This window comes from Streptomyces sp. NPDC008121, assembly GCF_042957155.1.
Lineage (GTDB): Bacteria > Actinomycetota > Actinomycetes > Streptomycetales > Streptomycetaceae > Streptomyces.
Window position 1 is genome coordinate 142396 of sequence record NZ_JBIBHT010000008.1, and the last position, 24165, is coordinate 166560.

Sequence of the window (24165 nt, forward strand, 5' to 3'; positions counted from 1 at the left end):
GATCGTAGGCGCCGGCCCCTGCCGGCGCCCTCCGGGAGCGGCCGTCAGTCGATGTGCACGATTTGGAACGCCTCCGCCATGCGGCCGGCCGGCAGGCCTCCCGCCGTGGCGTGCTCGCTCAGCCACTCCCGTAGCAGTCCGGCCAGGTCGTCGAAGTGCGCGGTCTGGGAGGTGTGGATGCGCAGGGCCTCGACCTTGCGGTCGAAGACCTGGGTGACGTCCACGTACTGATCGGGCGTCGGGCCCGTCATCAGCCACAGCTCGTGGACGGTCCAGGGTTCCAGGCCCTCGTCCCGGAGCAGCGAGGGGTGGGCGAAGGGGTTGCGGGCCTCGGGGTAGACGGCGCGCAGGCAGGCGTCGCCGACGGCGCGGTGGTCGGGGTGGAGGTCGGCCGCGCGGGCCCAGTTGATCTCCGGGGAGGGGACGATGGCCCGCTGCGGGCGGACCTCGCGGATGACCCGGCACAGGTCGCGGCGGAGCTCCACCGTCGGTTCCACGAAGCTGTCGGGGTAGCCGAGGAAGCGGACGTCGGCGACGCCGCTGAGCTTGGCCGAGTGGACCTGTTCTGCGCGGCGCAGGTCCGCCATGGCCTGGCGCGGGAGCTTCTCGTCGTATCCGCCGGCGCCGCCGTCCGTGACGATGCAGTAGGTGACGCGGGTCCCGCGTTCGATCCACTGCATCACCGTGCCGCTGACGCAGAACTCGATGTCGTCCGGGTGCGCGGCCACCACCAGCAGGGATGCGGGGGCGCTGCGGTCTTTGCTGTCGGTCGCGAAGTCCTCCATGGGGCAAGCGTGTTGGCCCGTCGGGGGCGTCGCAAGGCCATGTCGTGGCGTGAACCGGACATGGCACTTACGCGCCACCCAAAAAGTTGGTAGATTCAAATCATTGAGTACGTCATGGGATGTGTGACCCGAGTCAGGAAGCGCGCGGCGGCCGCGACGGGCGGCCGGAGCCGCGGCAGACGAACCGGAGGGCGACCGGCAATGTGCAGGATTTTCGGCTCCTTCGCCGCCGGGGCGGCCCGCCCCGAGCCGGCCGAACTCTCGGCGGTCTCGGCCCGCCAGCGACACGGCGGCCCCGACGAGCACCACGTGCTCGGCGGGCCCGGCTGGTCGCTGGGGTGCGACCGCCTCGCCGTCACCGATCCCCGCGGCGGGAGGCAGCCCTACCGGCTGCCGCACCTGCCCGGGATCCTCGCCGTCCTCAACGGCGAGATCTACAACCACGCCGAGCTGCGCCGGCACCTCGCCGCCCGCGGCCACCGGTTCCCCGACCGCTGCGACGGCACCGTCCTGCCCGCGCTCTACGCCGAGTACGGCCCCGCCTTCGCCGACCACCTCGACGGGATGTTCGCCGTCGCCGTCCTCGACCTCAGGGCCGGCACCGGCCACGGGCCCCGACTCCTCCTCGCCGTCGACGACATGGGCATGAAACCGGTCCACCTCCACCACGACCCGGCCGACGGATCGACCCGGTTCGCCTCCGAGATCCCCGCGCTCCTCGCCTTCGACGGCGTACGGATCAGCCCGCGCGAGGACACCCTGGACACCGTCCTCGCCACCCGTACGCCCTTCTCCGCCCGCACCGCCCTCGACGGCATCGACGTCCTGCCGCCCGGCGCGACCGCCGTCGTCAGGCCCGGCCGCCCGCCCCTCGTCCGCCGCCGCGCCCCGCACCGCGCCCCGGCCGGGGACGCCCCCGCGTCGGCCGGCGACGCGCAGGACGTGCTGCGGCGCGAGGTGCGGCGGCTCGTCCGCGCCGAGGTGCCGGTGTGCGCGATCACCAGCGGCGGCCTCGACTCCGGGCTCGTCACCGCGCTCGCCGCCGAGTACGCCCGGGAGACCGACGCGCCGCCGCTCCACACCTTCCACCTCACCTACCGCGGCACATGGCCCGGCTCCGAGTCCGCGTACGCCCGCTCCGTCGCCCGCCGCGCCCGGACCGTGCACCACGAGGTGGCCGTCGACCCCGACGAGCTGGGCTCCCTCCTGACCCGCACGGTCCGCCACCTCGGCCAGCCCAACGCCGACCCCATCGCCCTCTCCACGTACGCCCTGTTCCGCGCCGTACGGCAGAGCGGCTTCACCGTCGCGCTCGCGGGCGACGGCGCCGACGAACTCTTCGGGGGGTACGACCGGATGCGCGCCGCGCTCGACGCGCCGGCGGGCGCCGACTGGGCGGGGGCGTACACGGACGCGCTGTCGGCGGCCCCCCGGATGCTCCGCGAGCACCTGTACACGCCGGGGTACCGCGCGTTCATCGCCGAGCGGGGCTCGGCGGCCGACCGGATCGAGCAGGAGCTGCGCTCGGCCGAGGCGGTCGGGGCCGGCCGGCTGGAGGCGATGACGGCGTTCGAGACCCGGTGGCGGCTGCCCGCGTACCACCTGCGGCGCGTGGACCACCTGTCGATGGCGTGGGCGGTGGAGGCCCGCATGCCGTTCTGCCAGCCCTCGGTCGTCTCCTACGCGCGCTCGCTCCCGCCGGAGGCGCGGCGGGGCAAGCGGGCGCTGTACGAAGCGGGGCGGGAGCTGCTGCCCGCGGCGGTCCTGAACCGGCCCAAGCAGCCGTTCACACTGCCGATCGCCGCCCTGCTCACCCCCGGCAGCCCCCTCCTGGACACGGTCCGCGAACTCCTCTCCCCGGCCCGCCTCGTCCTCGGCGGCAGGCTTCGCGCCGACCGCGTCGGCCGGCTCCTCGCCCGCCAGCTCGAACGCCCCTCGCAGCAGGACGCGCTGGCCCTCTGGGGCATCGCCGTCCACGAACTGTGGAGCGACGTCGTCCAGGGCATGCGGATCCCGGTGGGCTGTGCGGCGTGACACCGGACGGCGGCGGGCGTACGGGCGGGGGTGGTGCGGGCGGGCGTACGGGCGCGAGCGGGCGTACGGGCGCCGGCGGCGCGGGTGGTGCGGGCGGCGGGGTGGCCGCCACCGTCGTCCGCGCCGAGGACGCGCCGGGCCCCACCCTGGTCGTACGCCTCTCCCACCTCCCGGCGGGCGCGCTGGCGCTGCGCGGCGAACTGGTCGCGCTGCGCCGGGCCCTGGCCGCGACCCCCTACGCCGGGCTGAACAAGATCGCCCTGTACGGGCCGTCCGCCCGCCCCGGCCACGACCTCGACTACCGCTTCGTCCAGGCCCTGCCCGGCGGGGGGTTCGACTTCCGCACCGGCTGCGGCCACTCGCTGCTCGCCTGCGTGGTGGCGGCCGCCCGGCCCGGACCCGTCACCGTCCACGCCGTCACGACGGACGACGACCTCCTGTGCACCCCGGAGCCCGCCGGCCCCAACGGCCCGGCCGCCGCCTCCTACACCCTCCGCTTCCTCCGTCCCCCCGACGCCCCCGGAACCCTCCCCACCGGGCGCCCCGTCGACGTCCTCGACGGGCTGCCCGTCTCCCTGGTCCGGTACGGCAATCCGTACGTCTTCGTCGACGCCGCCCACCTCGGCGCCCCCACCGCCGACGCCCTCTTCCGCGCCGGGGACGGCACCCGACGCCGCCTCCTCGCGCTCCGGGCGCACGCCGCCCGCGCCCTCGGGCACCCGCCCGGCTCCGCACTGCCGAAGATCGCCGCGTTCGCCGTGGACGACGCGGGCCGCACGGCCGTCCGCGCCCTCACCGTCGGCGGCTGGCACCCCCGGCTCGCCCTCACCGGAGCCGCCGCGCTCGCCGCCGCCGCGTCCGTCGGGGGGACCGTCGTCCCGCCCCTGCGCGGCACCGTGCGCACCCCCGGCGGGCCCGTCACCGTCTCCTGCGACGACGGCCGCGTCGCCGTCCACCACAAGCGCGCGGCCGTCGTCGACCGCCTCCGGATCCCCTGGCGTATCCACGCAACGGCGTGAACGCGCAGCCCGTACAACGGGGTTGGGCTCCCTTTCCTCTGCCACGCTGAATTCGACCGCATTCGCCCGTCCGGCAGGGGAGAGCAGACGAGCATGACATTCGAGAATCTGCGTGTCGTCGTGACCGGAGCGTCCCGCTATTTCGGCCGCGCGCTCGCCGTCGGATTCGCGCACCTCGGCGCCGAGGTCTATGTCTCGGCCCGCACCGTCGAGGCCGCCGAGCGGACCCGTACCGACGTCATGGGCTCCGCCCGCGACCGCATCCACGCCTTCGGCTGCGACCTGAGCCGGCCCGCCGAGATCCGGGAGTTCGCCGCCCGGGTCGGCGAGCACACCGACCGCGTCGACCTGCTGGTCAACAACGGGGCGCGCTGGCTCGACGGCATGGACCTGGAGGCGGCGAGCGACGACGCGATCGTGGAGACGATCGAGTCGACCGCCGGCGGAACCGTCCTGATGGTGAAGCACTTCCTGCCGCTGCTGCGCGGCTCGCTGCGCCCCGACATCGTCAACATGGTCGCGGTCCGGGACGCCGAGGGCGCCTCGGCCGCCACCGCCCACGAGGCGTTCTGGGCGGCGAAGAGCGCCCAGGCCGGATTCGCCGACATCCTCTCCCGGCGGCTGCGCCCCTCGGGTGTCCGCGTCTTCTCCCTGTACCCTCCCGATTTCTCCACCTCCGATCCGCGCTTCGCCGAATGGGACGGAGTGCGTACGGACGGAATGGCGCCCGACGAGAAGCTCACCACCCAGGCCCTTTTCGAATGCGTCGTCTATGCCGTCGAACAGCCGCGTGACTGCTTCATCCGCAGCTTCCACTTCGAACCTCGCTGACGCTCAGGAGGTCCCCATGAGCACCCCCGTCTGGATCACCGCCACCCCTCCTGCCACCCACGGCGAACTGCACATCGGCCACCTCGCGGGGCCGTACGTCGCCGCCGACGTCCTCACCCGCTATCTGCGCGCCGAGGGCGAGGCCGTCCGTTTCACTACCGGCACCGCCGACCACGCCAGCTCCGTCGAGGTCAGGGCGCTGCGCCACCACCGCAAGCCCGAGGAGGTCGCCGAGGGCTACCGCGCGGCGATCACCGCCGACTGGCTGCGCTCCGGCGTGGAGTTCGACCACATCGTCCGCCCCCGCCGCGACCGCGGCTACACCCGCTGGGTCCAGGAGCTGTTCAGCCGCCTCTACGCCCAGGGCGTCATCGCCCCGCGCACCCGGCTGCTGCCCTACTGCGAGCCCTGCGAGCGCTGGCTGTACGGCGCCCACGTCACCGGCGTCTGCCCGCACTGCGGCGCGGCGAGCGACGGCGGGATGTGCCACGAGTGCGCCCGCCCCAACGACGGCGGCGACCTGATCACCCCGCGCTGCTCGCTGTGCGACACCCCGGCGCTGCCCAAGCGCTGTCGCCGGCTGTACGTACCGCTGGAGCCGTTCCGGGAGACGCTGGCCGACTACTGGGCGACCGCCGGGCTGCCGCCGCGGCTCGCCGCGCTGTGCGAGTCGCTCGTCGAGGACGGGCTGCCGGACATCGCGGTCGGCAACCCGGCCGACTGGGGTCTGGAGGTGCCGGTCGAGGGCTTCCCCGACCACCGCATCGACGGCTGCTTCGAAGCCGCGGCGATGCACCTGTTCGGCTACGACACCAAGGGCCCGCTGCCCGCCCGCGCCATCCACTTCTGCGGCTTCGGGCACGCCTTCTGCCACGCGGTGCTGCTGCCGGTGCTGCTCCTCGCCCAGGACGTCAAGCTGCCGCAGGACTTCTGCGTCAACGAGTCGTACGTCATCGAGGAGGGCGTCCAGGAGGGCAACGTCTGGGCGCTCGACCTGCTCACCGAGTACGGCTCCGACACGCTGCGGCGGCATGTGCTCCAGGCCCGCCCCACCGGTCGCCGCACCGTCTTCTCCCGCGACCGGCTCGCCACCGCCCGGCAGGAGCTGGACGAGTCCTGGAACAGCTGGCTGGCGCGGCTCTTCGCCTCCGTGCGCGAGGAATGCGCGGGTCTCGCCCCGCAGGCGCTGCCCGGCGGAACCGGCTGGGCGGTCCTGGAGCGGCGGCTGCACCGGGCCGTGGACGACCTGCGGGACGCCTACGGGACCGACGCCTTCGACCCGCGCCGCGCGGTCGCGGTCCTCGACGAGATGGTCCGGTCGGTCGCCGACTTCGGCCATGTCAACGCCCACGAGCGCTGCCGGCCGACCACTGCCTGCCGTCACCTGCCGGCGCTCGCCGGCCAGTTGGCGTTCGCGTCGGCGCTGTCCGCGTGGGCGCGGCCGGTGATGCCGGAGGGCGCCGACCGGCTCGCGGCGGCGCTCCAGGCGGCGCCGGGCAGGCCGGTCGACTGGCACGCCCTGACCGCCCCGCTGCCGGGGACCCGGCTCGCCCCGCCCTCGGGCCCGGTCTTCGGCTTCTGACCGGCCGGTTCCGCCGCCCGTACCCGTTCCGCATCCCCGTTTCCGCCTCCGCCTCCGTTCCACCCACTCGCCGCGTGGCCGTGCGCGCGACGCAGGGACACGTGGCCCGCCCCTCACAGGAGCCCCACGTGTCCCTGCGCGTCGCCATGCTCAGCGTCCACACCTCGCCGCTCCACCAGCCCGGGACCGGCGATGCCGGCGGGATGAACGTCTACATGGTCGAGCTGTCCCGGGCGCTCGCCGAACAGGGCGCCGAGGTCGACCTGTTCACCCGCTGCCGCGGCGAGGCCGTCCCCGCCTCGGTCGAGCTGGCCCCGGGCGTGCGGGTCCGCCATCTGCACGCGGGCCCCCGCCGGGCCCTGCCCAAGGAGGCGATGCCCGACCTGGTCGTGCCGTTCTCGCTGGCCCTGCTCAAGGAGGAGCGCCGCTACGACCTGGTCCACTCCCACTACTGGCTCTCCGGCCAGGCCGGCCGCATCGCCTCCGCCGGCTGGCGGATACCGCTGGTGCACACCGCCCACACCCTGGCCCGGGTGAAGAACGCGGCCCTGGCGGCGGGCGACACCCCCGAGCCCGAGCTGCGCGTCCGCGGCGAGCACCAGGTGGTCGGCGCCGCCGACCGGCTGATCGCCAACACGGCCGACGAGGCCGAGGCGCTGCGGTCGCTGTACGGGGCGCGGGCGCCGCGCACGGAGGTGGTGCGGCCGGGGGTGGACCTGCGGACCTTCGGGCCGGGGGACGGCAGGGCGGCGGCGCGGGCCCGGCTCGGGCTGCCCGCCGACGCCTTCGTCCCGCTGTACGCCGGGCGCATCCAGCCCCTCAAGGGCCCCGACGTCCTGGTCCGGTCGGTCGCCGAACTCCTGCTGATGGCACCCGAGCTGCGCCGGCGTCTGATCGTTCCGGTGATCGGCGGTCATTCGGGGGCGAGCCGGGAGGGCACGGCCTGGCGGCTGGCGCGCGAGCGGGGCGTGACGGACGTGCTGCGGCCGTGTCCTCCCGTACCGCAGGACCGGCTCGCGGACTGGTACCGGGCGGCCGACGTGCTGGTGGTGCCGTCGCGCAGCGAGTCCTTCGGTCTGGTGGCGCTGGAGGCGCAGGCGTGCGGGACGCCGGTGCTGGCGGCCGCGGTCGGCGGGCTGCCGACGGCGGTGTGGGACGGGGTGACGGGACTGCTGGTGCGCGGCCACGACCCGGTGGAGTACGCGCGCCGGCTGCTGTGGCTGGCCGGGAATCCGGCGGCGCGGGTGACGATGGGGGAGGCGGCGGTCCGGCACGCCCGAGGAATGAGCTGGCACGCCTCCGCCGCGCGCACGATCGAGGTCTACGAGGCCGCGCGGGCGGACGCCGTCGTGGTGGGGCAAGGGCGGCGGCACGCCCCTGCCCCGGCGGCCCCTCTCTCCTGGAGGAACGAGAAGGCCGTCGTGCGAGTCTAGCATCACTTTTGGTTCGACCAAAAGTATGAGCGGTCCCGGACTCGGCAATTCCGTTGCCGTGATGGCGTAATGACGCATCCACGCCATGGCGGGTCCACGCAGAGGGAATCTATGGATCGCATTCCGGGGGCGGTCCAGAATGGAGATGTCTTCAGGGAGCGCCCGGCGGCACGGGCCCCCGGAGGACGGAATTCGCATTCCAACTCCTGGAGGAATCATGTCTGCTGCGCATGGCGCGGATATTCGCACGGCCGCCCGCCGGTTCGCCGTCGCCCTGACCGCGTGTCTGGCCGTCGGCGGTGGCGCCGCCCTGGTCGCCGCTCCCGACTCCGCCCTGGCCCCGGTCTCGCAGAACGCCGGCGGCCAGGAGGACAACGGCTGGCCGGTCCCGCCGCCGTCGCCCGCGCCCTCGATCGACTGAGGCGACGCGCCTCCGCGTCCCGCAGGACGCAGGATGCAGGACGCAGGACGCAGGAAATCGTCAGGCCCCGCAATCGCATCGGGATTGCGGGGCCTGACGGTTTTCTCAGTCCAGCCAGCCGAGCTGGACGGCGCGCACTCCGGCCTCGAATCGGCTCGACGCGCCCAATTCCTGCATGAGTTCGGAGATCATGCGGCTCACCGTCCGCAAGGACACCCCGAGCGTCCGCGCGATCTTCTCGTCCTTCATTCCCGACGCGAGCATCTGCAGCGCCGCCCGCTGCTGCTCGGACAGTCCGTCGCCGCCCCGCTCGGGCGCGACCTCGGTGCCGTACGGCGTGGCCGTGTGCCAGCAGTGCTCGTACAGGCTGAGGTACGGCCGGACCAGCGCGGAGCCCCGCGCCAGGATCGCTCCCTCGCGGGGGTCCTCGGGCCGGATGGGGACCAGGGCGAACTGCCGGTCCGCGATGATCATGTTCATGGGGACGGCCGGTGCGAGCCGGATCTCGACCCCCAGCGCGGCGCGGCGGCCCAGGAACGCGGCCATCTCCGGCTCGGCGGCCTCCTGCCGGCCGTAGATGGCGCGCACCCGCACGCCGTTGGCGATCTGGCGCCGGTCGCGGTCCAGCATGCTGTCCGGGTTCTGCCGGCCCGGCGTGCCGGGGTGGAGGGAGGCCGAGCTCTCCTGCATCACGTCGGTGATGTCCTCGATGGCCTGCTGAATGCGGCGGTAGTCGGTCAGCGCCTCGACGGCCGCCTCGGAGCGGGTCAGCGCGCTCGCCCGCAGGAAGGTGCCGGCCAGCGTCTCCAGCGTGCTGTACGCCCTGTCGGCCTCGGCGAGGTGCTCGCGCAGCCGTTCCCGCTCCCGTTCGAGCAGCCGCAGCAGGGCGATCTCGGGGTCGATCGCGGCGACCATGTCCGTCTCGCGGCGCCAGCTGCCGTCGGCGAGCGCGGCGACGGTGGCGTGGGCGGGGCCCGTCGGCACGATCAGGCCCAGGGAGGTCAGTTCGTCACGACATCGCTCGTACTCCTCCGGCGCCAGTCTCAGCTCGCTGTACGCCTCGCCGAAGCTGGATATCCCCCGCCTGCGCAGCTCTTGATAGAGGGTCAGGACGGGACCGGTCACGTGCTCTCCGATGCCGTCGCCTGTCGAGACCATGGCGAAGTGACCCCCCTCGTAGATCCAAGTCGCCCCGCCTCACCTTGTCATACGGCTCGTTGGGTGTCCGTCCTGCCGATCTTTGATGTGTCGTGGGTCACTCCCCTCCCCTTCCGGGGCCGGGGTCACGCCTCCCGGTCGCGCGCCTCGCCGTCCAGGAGGCCGAGCCGGGCCGCCTTCACCCCGGCCTCGAAGCGGCTCGCCGCGCCCAGTTCGTGCATCACCTCGGAGAGCAGCCGGCTGACGGTCCGCAGGGATACTCCGAGGTTCTTCGCGATCTGTTCGTCCTTGATGCCGGAGGCGAGCATGTGGAGGGCGGCCCGCTGCTGTTCGGAGAGCCCGTCGCCGCCGCGTTCGGGGGCCTCCTCGTCGCCGTAGCGGGTGGCCGCGTGCCAGCAGTAGTCGTACAGGGCGAGATAGGACCGGACCAGGCCCGGCCCGCGGGCGAGGATGGTGGCGGAGTCCGGCGCGTGCGGGTCGGTGGGCAGCATCGCGAAGTTCTCGTCGGCGAGGACCATGTTCATCGGGACGACGGGCGAGAGCCGGATCTCCACGCCGAGGGCGCTGCGGACCTCCAAATGCTGGATCATCTCGGGCACGGAGCTGATCCGGCGGCTGTACATGGCGCGGACGCGCACCCCGCGGGCGAGGCGGTGGCGGTCGCGCTCCAGCTCGTCGCCCATGTCCTCGCGCCGCACGGAACCGGTGTGCATGGAGTGGACGGCGTACCGCACGGTGTCGGTGAGGCCCGCCAGCTCGTGTCGGACGCGGTCGGGGTCGGCGATGATCTCGACCTCGACCTCGGAGTCGGGGGCGGTCCCGGCGCGCAGGAAGGGGCCGGCGAGGGTCGCCAGGGTGCTCTGGGCGCGGCTGGTCTCGGCGAGCCGGTTCTCCAGCCGTTCGCGCTCGCACTGCAGGAGGCGGACGAGGGCGATGTCGGGGTCGACGACGGCGGGCGTGTGGGGGCCGGCCGTGGTGGGGGGCTGTTCGATCAGGCCGAGGGTGGCGAGTTCGCCACGACATCGCTCCCGGTCCTCGGCGGAGAGTGCGAGTCCGTCCGCGATCTCGTCGAAGGCGGCGGCGGGGCGGGTTCGGAGTTCCAGGTAGACGGCGAGGGCCTGATCGCTTCCCGTACGCGTCCCGGTGGCGTTTTTCGACACAGCGCAGCAGACTCCCCTCGGACCCTTCGCGGGTCCCGCTGAATCGCCCCGCTAGACCCTGCCACAGAATCGAACGCGACGCACGGTCTTCCCCCGGCCTCACTCGGCCGGGGCCGCCCCGGCGCGTGAGCCGAACCCGGGTGCCCTCTGGCGAGTGAGCCGAAGGGGCCGTCGGGGGAACACGGCCGAGCACGTACGGCCGTGTGAGTCCGACTCATAGGCCCCGGAGGCGAACCGAGCCCTAAGAAGAAAGCACGCAGTCGGGGCAGAGGCCCTTGAAGACGATCTCGGCGTCGTCCGTGCGCCACCGGGGGAGGGCTCCCCGGGGCGGGCGCGGCGCGGGGGTGTCGACGTTCTCGACGCGGCCGCAGTGCACGCAGAGGGCGTGCTGGTGCGGGGCGGCCGCGATCTCGAACACGGCCGGCATGCCGGGCCGGTCGAATTTCGCGACCAGGCCGGTCTCCTGGAAGTGGCGCAGCATTTCGTACACGGCCTGGCTGGTGAGCGTGCCGAGGCGCTCGCGGGCGGTGGCGGTGATCGCCTCGACGTCCAGATGGCCGCCCGCGGCGAGCACCGTGAGCACCTCCAGGCGGGGGCCCGTGACCCGCAGGCCGACGTCGCGCAGGCGCTGGATCACCGCCTCGCGTCCCGTCAGCTCTTCCGCGACTGCCATTTTCTCCGCCCGCCCGCTGCCTGGTCGGCTCAAACTTTTGTAGGCATCGTACCTCTTGCCTGCTCACGCCGTCAGTCGTCCGGGCGACAGACCAGGAGGACGCTCTCGGTGCGGTCGTCGATGCGGTGGCGCCGCCGGCCTTCGATGTGCAGGCCCGCGGAGTGGAGTTCGGCGGCGAGGCGCTCGGGGTCGACGATCCACTTGTCGGTGGTGAGGACGGCCCGTTCGGTGGAGAGCTTGCCGGTGCGGGAGGCGTAGTAGGTGATCCGCTCGCTCATGGCGGCCGTGTCGAAGACCTGCCGGGCCACCACCCATTCGTCGATCCCGTCGAACCGGGGGACCTGGAAGGCCCAGGTGCGCCGGGGTTCGGCGATCAGCCCGGGCAGCAGGTGGGAGGTGTAGTCCAGGGCGAGGGCGCCGCCGGTGTCCAGGTGCGAGGCGATCTCGCGCAGCAGACCGGGGCGGGCCCTCGGGGGGACGGCGGACACCATGGCGCCGGCGAGCAGGGCGAGCCGGTAACTCCCGTGCAGGCGGAGCGTGGTGAGGTCGGCGCGGGTGGTGACGATCAGCCCGGCGACCTGGGGGCCGATGCGCCGTGCCCAGGTCCCGAGGCGGGCGAGCGCGGAGGCGTCCCGGTCGACGGCCTCGACGGCGAAGCCGTGCCGGGCGAAGGGGACGGCGAGCCGGCCGGCGCCGGATCCGAGGTCGAGGACGGGACCGCCGGTGGACCGGGCGAGGGCGAGGTAGCGGACGATGTCGGCGCTGTGCGGGCCGAGCAGGGCGTCGTACAGCCAGACCGCGTCCTCGTCGGCGGGGGCCACGGATTCCAGGCCGGGCAGGGTGTCGGCGGTGACGCGGAGGCCGGCGCCGGGGGCGGGGATGTCCGTGGCCGGGTCGTATCGGGACGGCAGGACCGAGGCGAGCGCCGCGGGCACGACGGGCAGGGAAGTGCCGCTCGGTGTGTGCATCGCTCCTCCAGGGGCTCGCTCGGTCCGTGCCGTCCGGGCGGGGCGCCCGTGCCGCCGGGCCCGCGCCGCTGGATCAATCCTGCGGGGGCGGGGGGTACCGGATCCAGCGGATCGGGCGGCGTGAACACGCGATGGCGTACTTCGGCCAACGGCCGAGCGCGCGTGGGGCCCTTGGGGGAGCGGGGGGCAGAGGTCGCTGGGGACCTTGGGGGAGCAGGGGCTCAGAGGCGCGTGGGCTTTTAGGGAGCGGGGGGCTCACGGACGCGCGTGGGGCTTTTGGGCGAGCGGGGGCTCAGAGGGCGCGGACCCAGCGGGTGGGGGAAAGGGCGCCGAAGCCCTGGTGCTCGTAGAACGGCAGGGCCGGGTCCTCGGCCGCGGGCAGCGTCACGCGCATCTCGCGGGCGCCGAAGCCGCGCATCCGGTCGGCCGCCGCGGCGAGGAGGGCGGTGCCCGCTCCCCGCCGTCGCGCGTCCTGCGCGACGCACAGCGCGTACAGCTCGCCCTCGCCCGGCACCGGGACCCCGCCGGCGACCGCGCCGACGACCGTTCCGTCCGGGCCGGCGGCGACCAGCCAGCCGAGCCAGCCCGGCGCGCCACCCGGAATTTCAATTTCCGCGCGGATACGGGGAAGTGCGCATTGCGTGGAGACCAGGCGGCGCGCGGGGATTTCGCCGAGTATTCCGTCGTAGCTGCTCCGAATGACGTCCGCCAGCAGCCTGGATATCGTCGTCGCGTCGGCGGCCGCAGCCATCCGCACGTCAGCCAGCTGCATTGGTCCGTACCCTTCGACGTGCCCGGCCTGAACGCCAACGTACCCACGATAGCCGGGAATTCCGAGTGGTGTGACCGATGCCAAATCTACGAATTCACTTAGTAATTACGTAGTGAACCGAGTCAATTAAGCGGGGAAGGAACAGCACGCGACGATCAGCGGAGCCACCGCGAGACCGCCCGCGGCGATCGTCAGCAGCCCGCGCAGCACCGGATGTCCGGCGCGGTACGGGGTGAGGATGCGCCGCATCCGCAGCGCCGCCGACGGCCCGCCCGCCGCGAACGCCTCGCGGGGTGCCTGGCCGGAGGCGAGCGCGTAGAGGGCCGTGGCCAGCGCGTCGGGGGTGCAGCGGCGCAACGCCCGGTCGTCGGCGGTCATTTCGAGCAGCAGGGGGACGGCGGTGCCGCCGTACCGGGTGAGCGGGAGGCGCGGGAACACCGCCGCGAACGCCTCGGCCGCCGCCACGAGCAGATGGTGGCGCCCGGCGATGTGCGCCCGCTCGTGGGCGAGCGCCGCCGCCAGTTGGGGCGTGGTGAGCGTGGCCACGGCCCCCGAGGAGACGACGACCCGGCGCGAGCGCCCCGGCAGGCAGTAGACGGCCGGCCGCGCGTGGTCCAGGACGGTCGCGCCCAGCGCGGGGTCGTACCGCCCGACCAGCCGCAGCACGTCCGCGTGCCGCCGCCGTGCCCGCCGGGCCCGCAGCAGCTGCCGGACGAACCCGGCGGCGGGCAGGGCGAGCGCGGCAAGGCCCAGGAGGAGGGCGAGGTACTCCCGCCCGGAGAGGGTGAGGAGGGAGCCGGGGGGCGGGAGGCGGAGGGAGAGGTAGAGGTCGCCCAGCCGGTGGCTGCTCGCGGCCGGCAGGACGAGGTGGGCGGGGAGCAGGGCGGCCGAGGCGGCGAACACCGCGCCGCACGCGGCCCACACCGCCAGGGCGAGGCGGGGCACCTGCTGGACCCAGCGGGCGCGCACGAGCAGCCAGGGGACCAGCAGCCCGGAGGAGAGGGCGAGCCCGAGCGGCGGCAGGAGGTGGTGGTTCATGCGGCGTCCCCGTCCGGACAGGGGCCGGTGACCCGGCCGCGTCGGCGTGCGGCGGGACCGGCTGCCGCGGGGGGCGCGGCAGGCGGGGGAGGCGGGGTGGGGGCCGTCGGTCCGGCCGTACCGCCCCGCGCAGGGGAGGCCGGTGCCGGGAAGGCCGCCGCCGACGCTCCGGAGGCGGGGCCGGGCGCGCCGCCCGGGCTGCCCGGGCTCTGCGGGGCAGGACCGGAGGGCCCGGGCGTAAGGGTCGAGGGCCCGGGCGCCCCGCCCTCCGCTCCGGCGCCGGCGGCCCCCGGCCCTACGGTGTCAGGCCCGCTGGTCCCCGGTCCGGTGGTCTCCGGTGCGGTGCGGTGCGGTCCGGTGAGGTGCGGGCGGGCGCTGTCAGTCCCGCTGGTTCCCGGTCCGACGGTGTCCGTACCGGCGGTGTGCGGTCCGGCCGCGCCCGGACCCAAGGGTGGCGTCCCGTCGCCGGGGCCCGCGCCCCGGGCGGCCCGCAGGGCCGCGTCCAGAGCCGCCATGTCCTCGTCGGAGATGGTCTCCACGAAACGCAGGAGCGCGGCCGGCCGGTCCGCGCTGCCGCCGAGGGCGTCCTGCATCAGGGCCGCGGTGTACTCCTCGCGGCTGCGCACCGGTTCGTACAGCCAGGCCCGGCCGGCCTTCTCGCGGCGGAGCCAGCCCTTGCGGTGGAGGATGTCCGCCACCGTCATCACCGTCGTGTAGGCGACCCGGCGCCCCAGATTTATGTCGTCCACGATCTCGCGGACCGTGGCGGGCCGTTGCCAGGCCCACAGCCGGTCCATGATCTCGGCCTCCAGCTCTCCCAGCCGGCGCACGCGCATCCCCTCCCCGTCGGGCGGCTCATCGTACGGGCCGCTCACCCCGCGTCGATATACCCCCGGGGGGTAGGATGGCGGGATGTCGACCCTCATGAGGAACCGCCCCTGCGCGACGGTCTGCGGCCGTGGACTGCCCGGTTCGGCGGAGCTGGTGCTGCTCCGCCGAGTGCTCGGAGTCTGTTTCCGTCTGAGCCTTCGGCTGTCCGCCGACTGCCCCTCGCGCAAGGGAGGTTGAGCGCCACGCGCGAGCGGCCGGGCGTCGGTCGGGAGGCTCCCCTGAGCCTCCCGACCGCTACGTCCTGATCAGCCGGGCGATCGCCTTCGACGCCTCGCCCACCTTCACCTTCGCCTGGTCACCGCCCTGGGCGATCGCCTCGGTGACACAGCAGCTGAGGTGCTCGTCCAGCAGGGCCACGGCACAGGACTGGAGCGCCGCGTTGATCGCGGAGACCTGGGTCAGTACGTCGATGCAGTAGACGTCCTCGTCGACCATCCGCTGCACCCCCCTGACCTGCCCCTCGATACGCCTCAGACGCCTGATGATGTCTTCCTTGTGCTGTACGTAACCGGCCACGGCGGCCTCCTCGTCGGACGGTTGCGGGCGGTGGCGCGGGTCACTGGTCGGCGGCCCGGAAGCCGCGCAGGCGCAGGCTGTTGCCGACCACGAAGACCGAGGAGAAGGCCATGGCCGCGCCCGCGATCATCGGGTTGAGCAGTCCGGCCGCGGCGAGCGGCAGGGCGGCGACGTTGTAGGCGAAGGCCCAGAAGAGGTTGGAGCGGATGGTGCCCAGGGTCCTGCGGGAGAGCCGGATGGCGTCGGCGGCGGCCCGCAGGTCCCCGCGGACGAGGGTCAGGTCGCCGGCCTCGATGGCGGCGTCCGTGCCGGTGCCCATCGCCAGACCGAGGTCGGCCTGGGCGAGGGCGGCGGCGTCGTTGACACCGTCGCCGACCATGGCGACCGAACGCCCCTCGCCCTGCAGGCGCTTGACCACGTCGACCTTGTCCTGCGGCATGACCTCCGCGATGACCTCGTCGATGCCGACCTCGGCGGCGACGGACCGGGCGACGGCCTTGTTGTCACCGGTCAGCAGGATCGGGGTGAGCCCGAGGGCGCGCAGCCGCCGGATGGCCTCGGCGCTGGTCTCCTTGACGGCGTCGGCGACCTCCAGGACCGCCCGGGCCTCGCCGTCCCAGGCCACCGCGATGGCGGTCCTCCCGGCGTCCTCCGCGTCCTCCTTGGCGGCCTTCAGCGCCTGCGGCAGCTCCATGGCCCACTCGGTGAGCAGCTTCTCGCGTCCGACGAGCACGGCGTGGCCCTCGACGACGCCCTGGACGCCGAGACCGGGGACGTTGGCGAAGTCCTCGGGCGTGGGGAGCGTGCCGACGCGGGCGGCGGCGCCGGCGGCGACGGCCTGGGCGATCGGGTGCTCCGAGGAGTGCTCGAGGGCCCCGGCCAGGCGCAGGACGTCGGTCTCGTCGGTGCCGTCCGCGGTGTGTACGGCGAGGAGGGTCATCCGGCCGGTGGTGACGGTGCCGGTCTTGTCGAGGACGATGGTGTCGACGCGGCGGGTGGTCTCCAGGACTTCCGGGCCCTTGATGAGGATGCCGAGCTGGGCGCCGCGGCCGGTGCCGACCATGAGGGCGGTCGGGGTGGCCAAGCCGAGGGCGCAGGGGCAGGCGATGATCAGGACGGCGACGGCGGCGGTGAAGGCGGCGGTCAGTCCGGAGCCGGAGCCGAGCCAGAAGCCGAGCGTGCCGAGGGCCAGGGCGATGACGACCGGCACGAAGACGGCGGAGATCCGGTCGGCCAGGCGCTGGGCGGCGGCCTTGCCGTTCTGCGCGTCCTCCACCAGCTTCGCCATCCGGGCGAGCTGGGTGTCGGCGCCGACGCGGGTGGCCTCCACGACCAGTCGGCCGCCGGCGTTCAGGGTCGCGCCGGTGACGGCGTCGCCGACCCCGACCTCGACCGGTACGGACTCGCCGGTGAGCATGGAGGCGTCCACGGCGGAGGAGCCCTCGACGACGGTGCCGTCGGTGGCGATCTTCTCGCCGGGGCGGACCAGGAAGCGGTCCCCGGCCCGCAGCTCCGCGGTGGGCACGGTGACCTCCGCGCCGCCGCGCAGCACCGTGACCTCCTTGGCGCCCAGCTGCATCAGCGCCTTGAGCGCGGCGCCCGCCTTGCGCTTGGAGCGGGCCTCGAAGTAGCGGCCGGCCAGGATGAAGGCGGTGACGCCGGCAGCGGCCTCCAGATAGATGTTCCCGGCGCCGTCGGTGCGGGCGATCGTGAACGCGAAGGGATGGGTCATGCCGGGTGTACCGGCCGTCCCGAAGAACAAGGCCCACAGCGACCAGAGGAACGCGGCGATCGTGCCGACCGAGATCAGCGTGTCCATCGTGGCCGCGCCGTGCCGGGCGTTGGTCCAGGCGGCGCGGTGGAACGGCCAGGCGGCGTAGACCACGACCGGGGCGGCGAGCGTCAGGCTCAGCCACTGCCAGTACTCGATCTGCAGCGCCGGGATCATCGCCATCGCGACGACGGGGACGGCGAGCGCGACGGAGGTGATCAGCCGCTGCCGCAGGGGCCGCAGCTCCTCGTCGGCCCGCTCCTCGTCGGAGGGGCCGCCGTCCGCGGCCGACGCGGACCGGGGCGGGGCGGGCTCCTCGGCGGTGTAGCCGGTGGCCTCGACCGTCGCGATCAGATCGGCGACCGAGATGGCGGCGTCCGCGTCGAAGGTGACCTTCGCCTTCTCGGTGGCGTAGTTGACGGTGGCCTCGACCCCGTCCATGCGGTTGAGCTTCTTCTCGATGCGGGCCGCGCACGAGGCGCAGGTCATGCCGCCGATGGCGAGCTCGACCTGGGCGGCGCCCGGAGTGGTCGTGGTCATGGCTCCTCTTTCTTGGGGCTCGGTTCACCGGCGGCGGCGCCGGGGCGGGTGTCCGCCCCCAGCCGGGCGGGACCTTCCGGGCAGGGCCTCGGGAGCCGGGGCCCATGGACGGACGGGCCCCGGCGGCCGTGGTGGCGCTGGGTGCTGCCGGTCAGGCGCGGCCGGTGAGCTCGTAGCCGGCGTCGTCGACCGCGGCGGCGATCGCGGCGTCGTCCGGCGCGCCGCCCGTGGTGACGGTCACCCGGCCGCCGGCGACGTCGACGTCCACGGACAGGACGCCGTCCAGCGCGCCGACGGAGGTCGTGATGGCGGTCCTGCAGTGACCGCAGGTCATGCCGGTCACGGCGTAGACCGTGGTCGTGGCGTCGGCGACGGCGGTGGTCGCCTCGCCGGCGTTCGTCGAGCAGCTGCCGTCCGGAGTACAGCAGGAAGACATCGGTTCCTCCTCGTTCGGTGAAGCGGACTTCGGTCGCCTCGGATACCCTCTGGGGGTATCGGACTCTCGCTCCATATATACCCCCCGGTGGTATTCGGCGCAAGCGGTCTCCCCGGCTTGACTCGATACCCCCTAGGGGTATCGTGAAGTGCGTAGCGCCAAGAGAGAAGCGGACCGGCGACGGTCACCCACGTACGGGAGAGCTGCCATGAACACCGGAGTGAAGATCACCGCCTATGCCGCCGCGCTCGCCGCGACCTTCGGGACCGCCTACGGCGTCGGCGTGGGTGTCGGACCCGTGGACGAGCCGCCGAAGGCCGCCCATGGCGAGCACGCGTCCGCCACGCCCGGGGAGGGGGAGGAGACGGCGGGGGACGGGCACGCCGGACACGGCGAGGGCTCCGCCGACACCCCGGCGGCCGCTTCCGCGGCCGGCGGGCTCCAGGTCTCGGAGGGCGGCTACACCCTCGCGCTGGAGACGCCGAGGCCGGCCGCCGGCAAGAGCGTGCTGCGGTTCTCGGTCAAGGACGGGAACGGCCGGAAGGTCACCGCGTACAAGACCGAGCACGGCAAGGAGCTGCACTTCATCGTCGCCTCGCGCGATCTGACGGTCTATCGCCACCTGCACCCGGTGCGGGCGGCCGACGGGACCTGGTCGACCCCGGTCGACCTGCCCGCGGCGGGCGGCTACAAGGCCTTCGCCGACTTCAAGCCGGCCACCGCGGGCGCGAAGAACGTGACGCTGGGCGTCGACCTGTCCGTCCCCGGCGCGTACGCACCCCGACCGCTGCCGGCCGCCGCCCCGACGGCGACCGTCGACGGCTATCAGGTCGCCCTGGGCGGAACGCTCACCCCCGGAAAGGCCGGCGAGCTGAAGCTCACCGTCACCCGGGGCGGAAAGCCCGTCACCGACCTCGAGCCCTACCTCGGCGCCTACGGCCACCTCGTCGCCCTCCGCGACGGCGACCTCGCCTACCTGCACGTCCACCCCAACGAAGGCGGCCCCGGCCCGGACGTCTCCTTCACGGCGACCGCCCCGAGCCCGGGCACGTACCGGCTCTTCCTCGACTTCCAGCATGGCGGGAAGGTGCGCACGGCGGCCTTCACGGTGCATGCGGGCGCCGGGCACGGGCAGCCGGAGAAGGCGCCGGCGCCGACGGGCGGCGCGGCGCACGATGCGGGAGAGCACCCGCACGGCTAGGCTGATCATTGGACTAGACCTATAGCCGTCATGCGTGGAGGATGGGGCTCTATGAGCAACCGAGCAGTCCTTGAGGTGATCGCCCTCGACGAAGGGGACGCGGTCGCGGCCCAGGCCGGCGGGGCGGACCGCCTCGAACTGGTCACCGACATGGCGGCGGACGGGCTGACCCCGACCCTGGCCGGCTTCACCGCGATCCGCGCCGCGGTCGACATCCCGCTGCGCGTGATGCTCCGCTCGGCGGACGGCTTCGCGGCGGGCGACGTGGACGCGCTGGTCGCCCGGGCGTCGGAGCTGCGGGAGGCCGGGGCGGAGGAGTTCGTCCTGGGCTTCCTGACGCCGGACGGCGAGGTGGACCTGGTGGCCGTCGAGCGGCTGATCACCGTCCTGGACGGCTGCCGCTGGACCTTCCACCGCGCCATCGACCGGGCGGCCGACCGCGACGGTCTGCGCAAGCAGTTGGCGGACCTGCCCGGCCTCGACACCTACCTCACCGCGGGCGCGTCGACGGGCGTCGACGACGGCCTCCGGGTCCTCACCGCCGAGGCGTCCCACGCGGGCCGCCCGGGCTACGAACCCCGCATCCTCGTCGGCGGCGGCCTCCGCCTCGACCACCTCCCCACCCTCCGCGCCGCCGGCCTCGACGCCTTCCACATCGGCGGCGCGGCCCGCCCCCACGGCTGGACCCACCCGGTCTCCTCGGACGCGGTCCGGGTGTGGCGGGAGGCGATCGACGGGTAGGCAGACGCGGGCCCGGTCGGCCCCGGCGCTCGCGCCCCGCCGACTGGAGCCGCCGACCGGATCCGCCGGTCGCGTGCGCGCACGCGCGGCGCGACCACGTGCCTTCGTGCCGCCGCCGGCGAAATCCCGTGTCCTACGTACGGGTTCGGTCGCTAGCCTGCCGGGCATGCCGGCACCCGCTCCCCGTACGCCTTCCGACCCCCGCCCCGACGCGGCGGCCGTCCTCGACACCGAGGCCGTCGCCCGCCTGGTCGGGACGCGGTTTCCCCAGTGGGGCGGGCTGGAGGTCAGGGCGGTGCCGTCCGCCGGGACCGACAACGTGATGTTCCGGCTCGGGGACGACAAGGTGGTGCGGCTGCCCAGGAGCGCCGAGACCGCCGCGGCCGTCGTCACCGAGCAGCGGTGACTGCCCTACCTCGCCCCGCTTCTTCCGCTGCCCGTGCCCGTGCCGGTCGGCAAGGGGGCGCCCGGAGAGGACTTCGGGCTGCCGTGGTCGGTGTACGCATGGCTCGACGGCGCCGACGCCTTCGACGAGCCGGTCGTCGACCTCGCCCACGCGGCCGTCGAGTTGGGCCGGTTCGGGGTGGCCCTGCGCGGTGTGGACGCCACCGGCGGCCCCCGGTCCTTCCGCGGCGGGCACATCACCGAGTGGACGGGCGGCCACCTCGCCACCGCCCTGCGCGACCTCGGCGCCGACGGAACCGTCGACGGCCCCGCCGCGGCCGCGGCCTGGGAATCGGTGCTGCGGCTGCCCCAGTGGGAGGGCCCGCCCGTCTGGGTCCACGGCGACCTGCTGCCCGGCAACCTGCTGACCCGGGGCGGACGGCTCGGCGCCGTCATCGACTTCGGCGGCGTCGGCACCGGCGACCCGGCCGTCGACATGATGGCCGCCTGGACGCTCCTCACCGCCGAGACCCGCCCACTCCTCCGCGAGGCGGCCCGGGTCGACGACGCGACCTGGGCCCGGGGACGGGGCTGGGCCCTCGCCTGGGGCCTGGTGACGGAGCACCACTACCGGCACACCAACCCCATCCTCGCCACCGTCGCCCACCGCGCGTGGGCCGAGGCGCTCCCCGAGTTCACCTCCCCCGCCTGAGGCCCGGCCCGCGAGCTCCCGGTCCGCGAGCTCCCGGGGCCCGTGAGGTCCCGGCCCGTGACGGCCCTGCACGCGGACCCACGGGAGGTTCGTGCACGAGGCTGGTCATCACCGCCCGCAGGCCCCACCATGCCCCTGACTACTCGTGCGTAACACCTCGTAGGAGGCAGCGTGTTGAGGCTCCCCGTCAGGCGCGTCCCGCTCATCCCGCCCGTCCCCCGCGCCCTGCTCATCCCGCTCCTCGCGGTCGTGGCGGTCCTCGCGTCGCTCCTGCTCCCCGCCACGATCGCGCGCGCCGACGGGGCGGAGGCCGCCGCCGTCACCCGTACTCCCGTCGTCCTCGTCCACGGCTACAACGCCGACCCCGGCGTCTGGGGCGGCCTGCGCGCGGACCTCACGGCCGACGGGTACACCGATGCCGAGCTGTTCTCCTTCGGCTACGACACCCACCGCTCCGTGAACGAGTCCGTCGCCGGAGAACTCGCCGCCTACGTCGAGGACGTCAGACGGCGGACCGGCGCCGCCCGCGTCGACCTCGTCTCCCACTCCTTCGGCAGCCTCGTCACCCGCTGGTACGTGAAGTTCGACCCCGCCGGCGCCTCCTCCGTCGCCCACTGGGTCTCGCTCGCCGGCCCCAACCACGGCACCACCACCGCCTGGGCCTGCGCCCTGTGGGACCAGGCCTGCCGCGACATGACCCCGGGCTCCTACGTCCAGAAGAAGCTCGCCGAGGGCGACGAGACCCCCGGCACCGTCCGCTACGCCACCTGGTGGTCGAACTGCGACGAGGTCGTCAACCCCGACAACAGCGTCCCGCTCACCGGAGCCGCCAACCACGCCGCCGGCTGCCTCGACCACAACGCCCTGCTCGGCGACGACGGCGTCTCCCAGGGGGTACGCGCCTTCCTCCGGTCCTGACGCGCCCCCCGGGACGCTACGGGTTCAACTGCTCCGGCAGCGGCGACGCGTGGACCACCGCGAGCCCCGAGACCGCACGCGTCAGCGCCACGTACAGCCGCCGCAGCCCCGTCCGCTCGTCCGGTTCGCCGTCCACCACCGCCGCCGGGTCGTCCAGGACCACGTAGTCGTACTCCAGGCCCTTCGCCAGCGAGGCCGGGACCAGCGTCAGCCGGGACTCGGCCGTCGTCTCCTCGCCCGGGGAGAGGTACGCCAGACCGGCGGCGGTCAGCGCCCGCGCCAGCGGGGCGATCCGCGCGTCGGCGGCGATCAGGCCGGTCGAACCCTCGTGCCCGAGGGAGGCGACGCACGCCGCGACCACCTCCGCGTCCAGCGCCCCGGTGTCGACGCGCCGGATCGTCAGCGAGCCGGGGTTCTCCCGGACCGACTCCACGGCCGCCAGCCCCGGCGACATGTGGGGCAGCAGCCGGGAGGCGTACGCGATGACCTCGCGCGGCACCCGGAAGCCCGCCGTCAGCTCCTCCACCACGGCCTCCGGCTTGCCCAGGTGCCCCAGCGCCTGCGCCCAGCTCGCCGTTGCCCACGGCGTCGTCCCCTGCGCGAGGTCGCCCAGGATCGTCGCCGACCCGGTCGAACACCGCCGCCCCACCGCCCGGTACTGCATCGGCGACAGGTCCTGGGCCTCGTCGAGGACCACGTGACCGAGCGAATGGGTCCGCTCCACCAGGTCCCTCGCCTCGTCGATCAGGACCGCGTCCGCCGGCGACCACTTCGCCGACTTCACCGACCGGGCGGGCTTCGCCCAGAGCAGCAGCTTCTGCTCGTCGGCGGTCAGCAGGCCCTCCGCGTGCTCGGCGAGGAAGTCGGCGTCGCTCAGCAGCCGCAGGACCAGCTTCGCCGGATCGACCGCAGGCCAGACCGCCTTCACGACCGCCTTCACCGCCGCGTCGCGCGCCACCGCGTCCTGCACCCGGTCGTCCGGGGCCTCGCCCGCCTGCTCCATGCGGACCAGCACCGCGTGGGCGATGCGCTGCGGCAGCGCGTCACGGGCCGCGCCGTAACGGATGTCCCGCTCGCGCAACTCCTGGACGATCTCCTCCAGTTCGTATGCCGGTACCCGCCACCGGCGCGAACCGCGCACCACCATCAGCGGCTCCGTCGGCAGCGTGACGTGCGCCCTCAGCGCCCGCCCGAGGACCTCCGCCATCCGGGCGTCGCCCTTGACGACCGCCGTCGCCGCCTCGTCCGTCCCCCGGACCTCGACGTGCCCGACGAGGTCGTCCACCGTCGCCTGCCGCACCTCCAGCTCGCCGAGGGCGGGCAGCACCTGCTCGATGTAGTGGAGGAAGGACCGGTTGGGCCCGATGACCAGCGTGCCGGTACGGGCCAGCCGCTCGCGGTGCGCGTAGAGGAGGTACGCGACGCGGTGCAGGCCCACGGCGGTCTTGCCGGTGCCCGGGCCGCCCTGCACGCAGACGGTGCCGGCCAGGCCGGACCGTACGATCTCGTCCTGCTCGGGCTGGATGGTGGCGACGATGTCCCGCATCGGCCCCACGCGGGGCCGCTCGATCTCCGCCTGGAGCAGCCTGCTGGTGCGCTCCAGCTCGTCGGGGTCGGAGAGGTGTTCGTCCTCGTACGCGGTGAGGTCGCCGCCGGTGTAGCCGAACCGGCGCCGCAGCCCGACGTCCTGCGGGTCCTTCTTCGAGGCGCGGTAGAACGGCTGGGAGACGGGGGCGCGCCAGTCGATCACCATCGGGTCGCCGCCGGCGTCGTGGACGTGCCGGCGGCCGATGTAGAAGCGCTGGCCCTCCTGCGTGGTGTGCAGGTAGTCGAGCCGGCCGAAGAAGAGCGGGGTGTGGGCGAGGTCGGCGAGCGCCTTGATCCGATCCTCGATCTGCGCCTGCAGGACGACGGCGTTCACCCAGTTCGCGGTGACGTCCTTGATGTCCAGGGACTCGGCGTCCTCGCGCATCGCGCGGAGCGCGGCGCGGGACGCGGTCAGATGGGCGCGCTCCCGCGCGAGCGGATCGTCCGCAACGGACATGGCGGTGCCTCCAGGAGATGCGGGCATGACGGGGCGGCCGCCGGTTTCCGGCCGGACGGCGGCACTCCACTCAGGGAGGCGGGGAAGTCGGCGATTGTAGCCCCGGGCGCGAGGCGACGGCGAACGGTTTTTCACCC

Annotated in this window: 22 protein-coding genes and 1 pseudogene; 11 read left to right on the top strand and 12 right to left on the bottom strand. The window is 74.2% G+C overall.

Going from position 1 to position 24165, the window contains the following annotated elements; translation table 11 throughout:
- Window positions 1–44: 44 nt before the first annotated feature.
- Window positions 45–785, bottom strand: coding sequence for a PIG-L family deacetylase (locus ACFZBD_RS25705; protein WP_391143684.1), 741 nt, complete (start codon window positions 783–785; stop codon window positions 45–47).
- Window positions 786–986: 201 nt separating this feature from the next.
- On the opposite strand from ACFZBD_RS25705, the gene asnB reads away from it, so the two are divergent.
- The 6 genes from asnB to ACFZBD_RS25735 all read left to right on the top strand — a co-directional run bounded on the left by asnB (window position 987) and on the right by ACFZBD_RS25735 (window position 8105).
- Window positions 987–2819, top strand: a complete 1833-nt coding sequence (gene asnB / locus ACFZBD_RS25710) for an asparagine synthase (glutamine-hydrolyzing) (protein WP_391143685.1) — start codon at window positions 987–989, stop codon at window positions 2817–2819.
- Window positions 2816–3838, top strand: coding sequence for a PrpF domain-containing protein (locus tag ACFZBD_RS25715; RefSeq protein ID WP_391143686.1), 1023 nt, complete (start codon window positions 2816–2818; stop codon window positions 3836–3838). Before asnB ends, ACFZBD_RS25715 begins: the two co-directional genes overlap by 4 nt.
- A gap of 93 nt (window positions 3839–3931) precedes the next feature.
- The gene (locus tag ACFZBD_RS25720) at window positions 3932–4669 is read left to right on the top strand and encodes an SDR family NAD(P)-dependent oxidoreductase (RefSeq protein ID WP_391143688.1); all 738 of its coding nucleotides are present in this window, start codon (window positions 3932–3934) and stop codon (window positions 4667–4669) included.
- A 16-nt stretch (window positions 4670–4685) separates the two neighbouring features.
- Window positions 4686–6251, top strand: a complete 1566-nt coding sequence (locus ACFZBD_RS25725; protein WP_391143689.1) for a class I tRNA ligase family protein — start codon at window positions 4686–4688, stop codon at window positions 6249–6251.
- A 146-nt stretch (window positions 6252–6397) separates the two neighbouring features.
- Window positions 6398–7684: a D-inositol-3-phosphate glycosyltransferase gene (gene mshA, locus ACFZBD_RS25730; RefSeq protein WP_391144369.1), complete on the top strand. Its 1287-nt coding sequence runs from the start codon at window positions 6398–6400 to the stop codon at window positions 7682–7684.
- Between the two features lie 217 nt (window positions 7685–7901).
- Window positions 7902–8105: a hypothetical protein gene (locus tag ACFZBD_RS25735; RefSeq protein ID WP_391143691.1), complete on the top strand. Its 204-nt coding sequence runs from the start codon at window positions 7902–7904 to the stop codon at window positions 8103–8105.
- Between the two features lie 105 nt (window positions 8106–8210).
- Here the strand turns inward: ACFZBD_RS25735 and ACFZBD_RS25740 are convergent, their stop codons facing one another.
- The 10 genes and pseudogenes from ACFZBD_RS25740 to ACFZBD_RS25785 all read right to left on the bottom strand — a co-directional run bounded on the left by ACFZBD_RS25740 (window position 8211) and on the right by ACFZBD_RS25785 (window position 18028).
- Window positions 8211–9263: a LuxR C-terminal-related transcriptional regulator gene (locus ACFZBD_RS25740; RefSeq protein ID WP_391143692.1), complete on the bottom strand. Its 1053-nt coding sequence runs from the start codon at window positions 9261–9263 to the stop codon at window positions 8211–8213.
- A 125-nt stretch (window positions 9264–9388) separates the two neighbouring features.
- Window positions 9389–10423, bottom strand: coding sequence for a LuxR C-terminal-related transcriptional regulator (locus ACFZBD_RS25745; RefSeq protein ID WP_391143694.1), 1035 nt, complete (start codon window positions 10421–10423; stop codon window positions 9389–9391).
- Between the two features lie 241 nt (window positions 10424–10664).
- The gene (locus ACFZBD_RS25750; protein ID WP_391143696.1) at window positions 10665–11096 is read right to left on the bottom strand and encodes a transcriptional repressor; all 432 of its coding nucleotides are present in this window, start codon (window positions 11094–11096) and stop codon (window positions 10665–10667) included.
- Between the two features lie 71 nt (window positions 11097–11167).
- Window positions 11168–12064 (bottom strand): methyltransferase domain-containing protein, encoded by an 897-nt coding sequence (locus tag ACFZBD_RS25755; RefSeq protein WP_391143698.1) that lies wholly within the window; start codon window positions 12062–12064, stop codon window positions 11168–11170.
- Between the two features lie 292 nt (window positions 12065–12356).
- Entirely contained in the window at window positions 12357–12836 is a 480-nt protein-coding gene (locus ACFZBD_RS25760) for a GNAT family N-acetyltransferase (RefSeq protein WP_391143699.1), read from the bottom strand.
- 126 nt (window positions 12837–12962) lie between these two features.
- Entirely contained in the window at window positions 12963–13874 is a 912-nt protein-coding gene (locus ACFZBD_RS25765) for a M48 family metalloprotease (RefSeq protein ID WP_391143702.1), read from the bottom strand.
- A gap of 470 nt (window positions 13875–14344) precedes the next feature.
- Window positions 14345–14704: pseudogene (locus ACFZBD_RS25770) on the bottom strand (BlaI/MecI/CopY family transcriptional regulator); the annotation flags it as partial.
- 295 nt (window positions 14705–14999) lie between these two features.
- Window positions 15000–15281, bottom strand: coding sequence for a metal-sensitive transcriptional regulator (locus tag ACFZBD_RS25775; RefSeq protein WP_137994181.1), 282 nt, complete (start codon window positions 15279–15281; stop codon window positions 15000–15002).
- Between the two features lie 40 nt (window positions 15282–15321).
- Complete coding sequence (locus tag ACFZBD_RS25780; RefSeq protein WP_391143707.1) at window positions 15322–17592, bottom strand: heavy metal translocating P-type ATPase; 2271 nt, start codon at window positions 17590–17592, stop codon at window positions 15322–15324.
- 151 nt (window positions 17593–17743) lie between these two features.
- Window positions 17744–18028: a cation transporter gene (locus ACFZBD_RS25785; RefSeq protein WP_391143709.1), complete on the bottom strand. Its 285-nt coding sequence runs from the start codon at window positions 18026–18028 to the stop codon at window positions 17744–17746.
- Window positions 18029–18236: 208 nt separating this feature from the next.
- Between ACFZBD_RS25785 and ACFZBD_RS25790 the strand changes: the two genes are divergently transcribed.
- The 5 genes from ACFZBD_RS25790 (at window position 18237) to ACFZBD_RS25810 (ending at window position 21984) form a co-directional block, all read left to right on the top strand.
- The gene (locus ACFZBD_RS25790) at window positions 18237–19229 is read left to right on the top strand and encodes a hypothetical protein (RefSeq protein ID WP_391143712.1); all 993 of its coding nucleotides are present in this window, start codon (window positions 18237–18239) and stop codon (window positions 19227–19229) included.
- 51 nt (window positions 19230–19280) lie between these two features.
- Window positions 19281–19970, top strand: coding sequence for a copper homeostasis protein CutC (locus tag ACFZBD_RS25795; RefSeq protein WP_391143715.1), 690 nt, complete (start codon window positions 19281–19283; stop codon window positions 19968–19970).
- 166 nt (window positions 19971–20136) lie between these two features.
- Window positions 20137–20376 carry a hypothetical protein gene (locus ACFZBD_RS25800; protein ID WP_391143718.1) on the top strand — a complete coding sequence of 80 codons (240 nt, stop codon included), beginning with the start codon at window positions 20137–20139 and terminating at the stop codon, window positions 20374–20376.
- Entirely contained in the window at window positions 20377–21066 is a 690-nt protein-coding gene (locus ACFZBD_RS25805) for a phosphotransferase (RefSeq protein ID WP_391144372.1), read from the top strand.
- A 171-nt stretch (window positions 21067–21237) separates the two neighbouring features.
- Entirely contained in the window at window positions 21238–21984 is a 747-nt protein-coding gene (locus ACFZBD_RS25810; RefSeq protein ID WP_391143721.1) for an alpha/beta hydrolase, read from the top strand.
- A gap of 16 nt (window positions 21985–22000) precedes the next feature.
- Here the strand turns inward: ACFZBD_RS25810 and ACFZBD_RS25815 are convergent, their stop codons facing one another.
- The gene (locus ACFZBD_RS25815) at window positions 22001–24028 is read right to left on the bottom strand and encodes a UvrD-helicase domain-containing protein (RefSeq protein WP_391143724.1); all 2028 of its coding nucleotides are present in this window, start codon (window positions 24026–24028) and stop codon (window positions 22001–22003) included.
- Between the last annotated feature and the right edge of the window lie 137 nt (window positions 24029–24165).

Bases quoted from the DNA above. Each gene is read 5' to 3' on its own strand.
- ACFZBD_RS25705 (WP_391143684.1), bottom strand. From the start codon at position 785: ATGGAGGACTTCGCGACCGACAGCAAAGACCGCAGCGCCCCCGCATCC.
- asnB (WP_391143685.1), top strand. From the start codon at position 987: ATGTGCAGGATTTTCGGCTCCTTCGCCGCCGGGGCGGCCCGCCCCGAG.
- ACFZBD_RS25720 (WP_391143688.1), top strand. From the start codon at position 3,932: ATGACATTCGAGAATCTGCGTGTCGTCGTGACCGGAGCGTCCCGCTAT.
- ACFZBD_RS25725 (WP_391143689.1), top strand. From the start codon at position 4,686: ATGAGCACCCCCGTCTGGATCACCGCCACCCCTCCTGCCACCCACGGC.
- mshA (WP_391144369.1), top strand. From the start codon at position 6,398: ATGCTCAGCGTCCACACCTCGCCGCTCCACCAGCCCGGGACCGGCGAT.
- ACFZBD_RS25735 (WP_391143691.1), top strand. From the start codon at position 7,902: ATGTCTGCTGCGCATGGCGCGGATATTCGCACGGCCGCCCGCCGGTTC.
- ACFZBD_RS25740 (WP_391143692.1), bottom strand. From the start codon at position 9,263: ATGGTCTCGACAGGCGACGGCATCGGAGAGCACGTGACCGGTCCCGTC.
- ACFZBD_RS25750 (WP_391143696.1), bottom strand. From the start codon at position 11,096: ATGGCAGTCGCGGAAGAGCTGACGGGACGCGAGGCGGTGATCCAGCGC.
- ACFZBD_RS25755 (WP_391143698.1), bottom strand. From the start codon at position 12,064: ATGCACACACCGAGCGGCACTTCCCTGCCCGTCGTGCCCGCGGCGCTC.
- ACFZBD_RS25760 (WP_391143699.1), bottom strand. From the start codon at position 12,836: ATGCAGCTGGCTGACGTGCGGATGGCTGCGGCCGCCGACGCGACGACG.
- ACFZBD_RS25765 (WP_391143702.1), bottom strand. From the start codon at position 13,874: ATGAACCACCACCTCCTGCCGCCGCTCGGGCTCGCCCTCTCCTCCGGG.
- ACFZBD_RS25780 (WP_391143707.1), bottom strand. From the start codon at position 17,592: ATGACCACGACCACTCCGGGCGCCGCCCAGGTCGAGCTCGCCATCGGC.
- ACFZBD_RS25785 (WP_391143709.1), bottom strand. From the start codon at position 18,028: ATGTCTTCCTGCTGTACTCCGGACGGCAGCTGCTCGACGAACGCCGGC.
- ACFZBD_RS25790 (WP_391143712.1), top strand. From the start codon at position 18,237: ATGAACACCGGAGTGAAGATCACCGCCTATGCCGCCGCGCTCGCCGCG.
- ACFZBD_RS25795 (WP_391143715.1), top strand. From the start codon at position 19,281: ATGAGCAACCGAGCAGTCCTTGAGGTGATCGCCCTCGACGAAGGGGAC.
- ACFZBD_RS25800 (WP_391143718.1), top strand. From the start codon at position 20,137: ATGCCGGCACCCGCTCCCCGTACGCCTTCCGACCCCCGCCCCGACGCG.
- ACFZBD_RS25815 (WP_391143724.1), bottom strand. From the start codon at position 24,028: ATGTCCGTTGCGGACGATCCGCTCGCGCGGGAGCGCGCCCATCTGACC.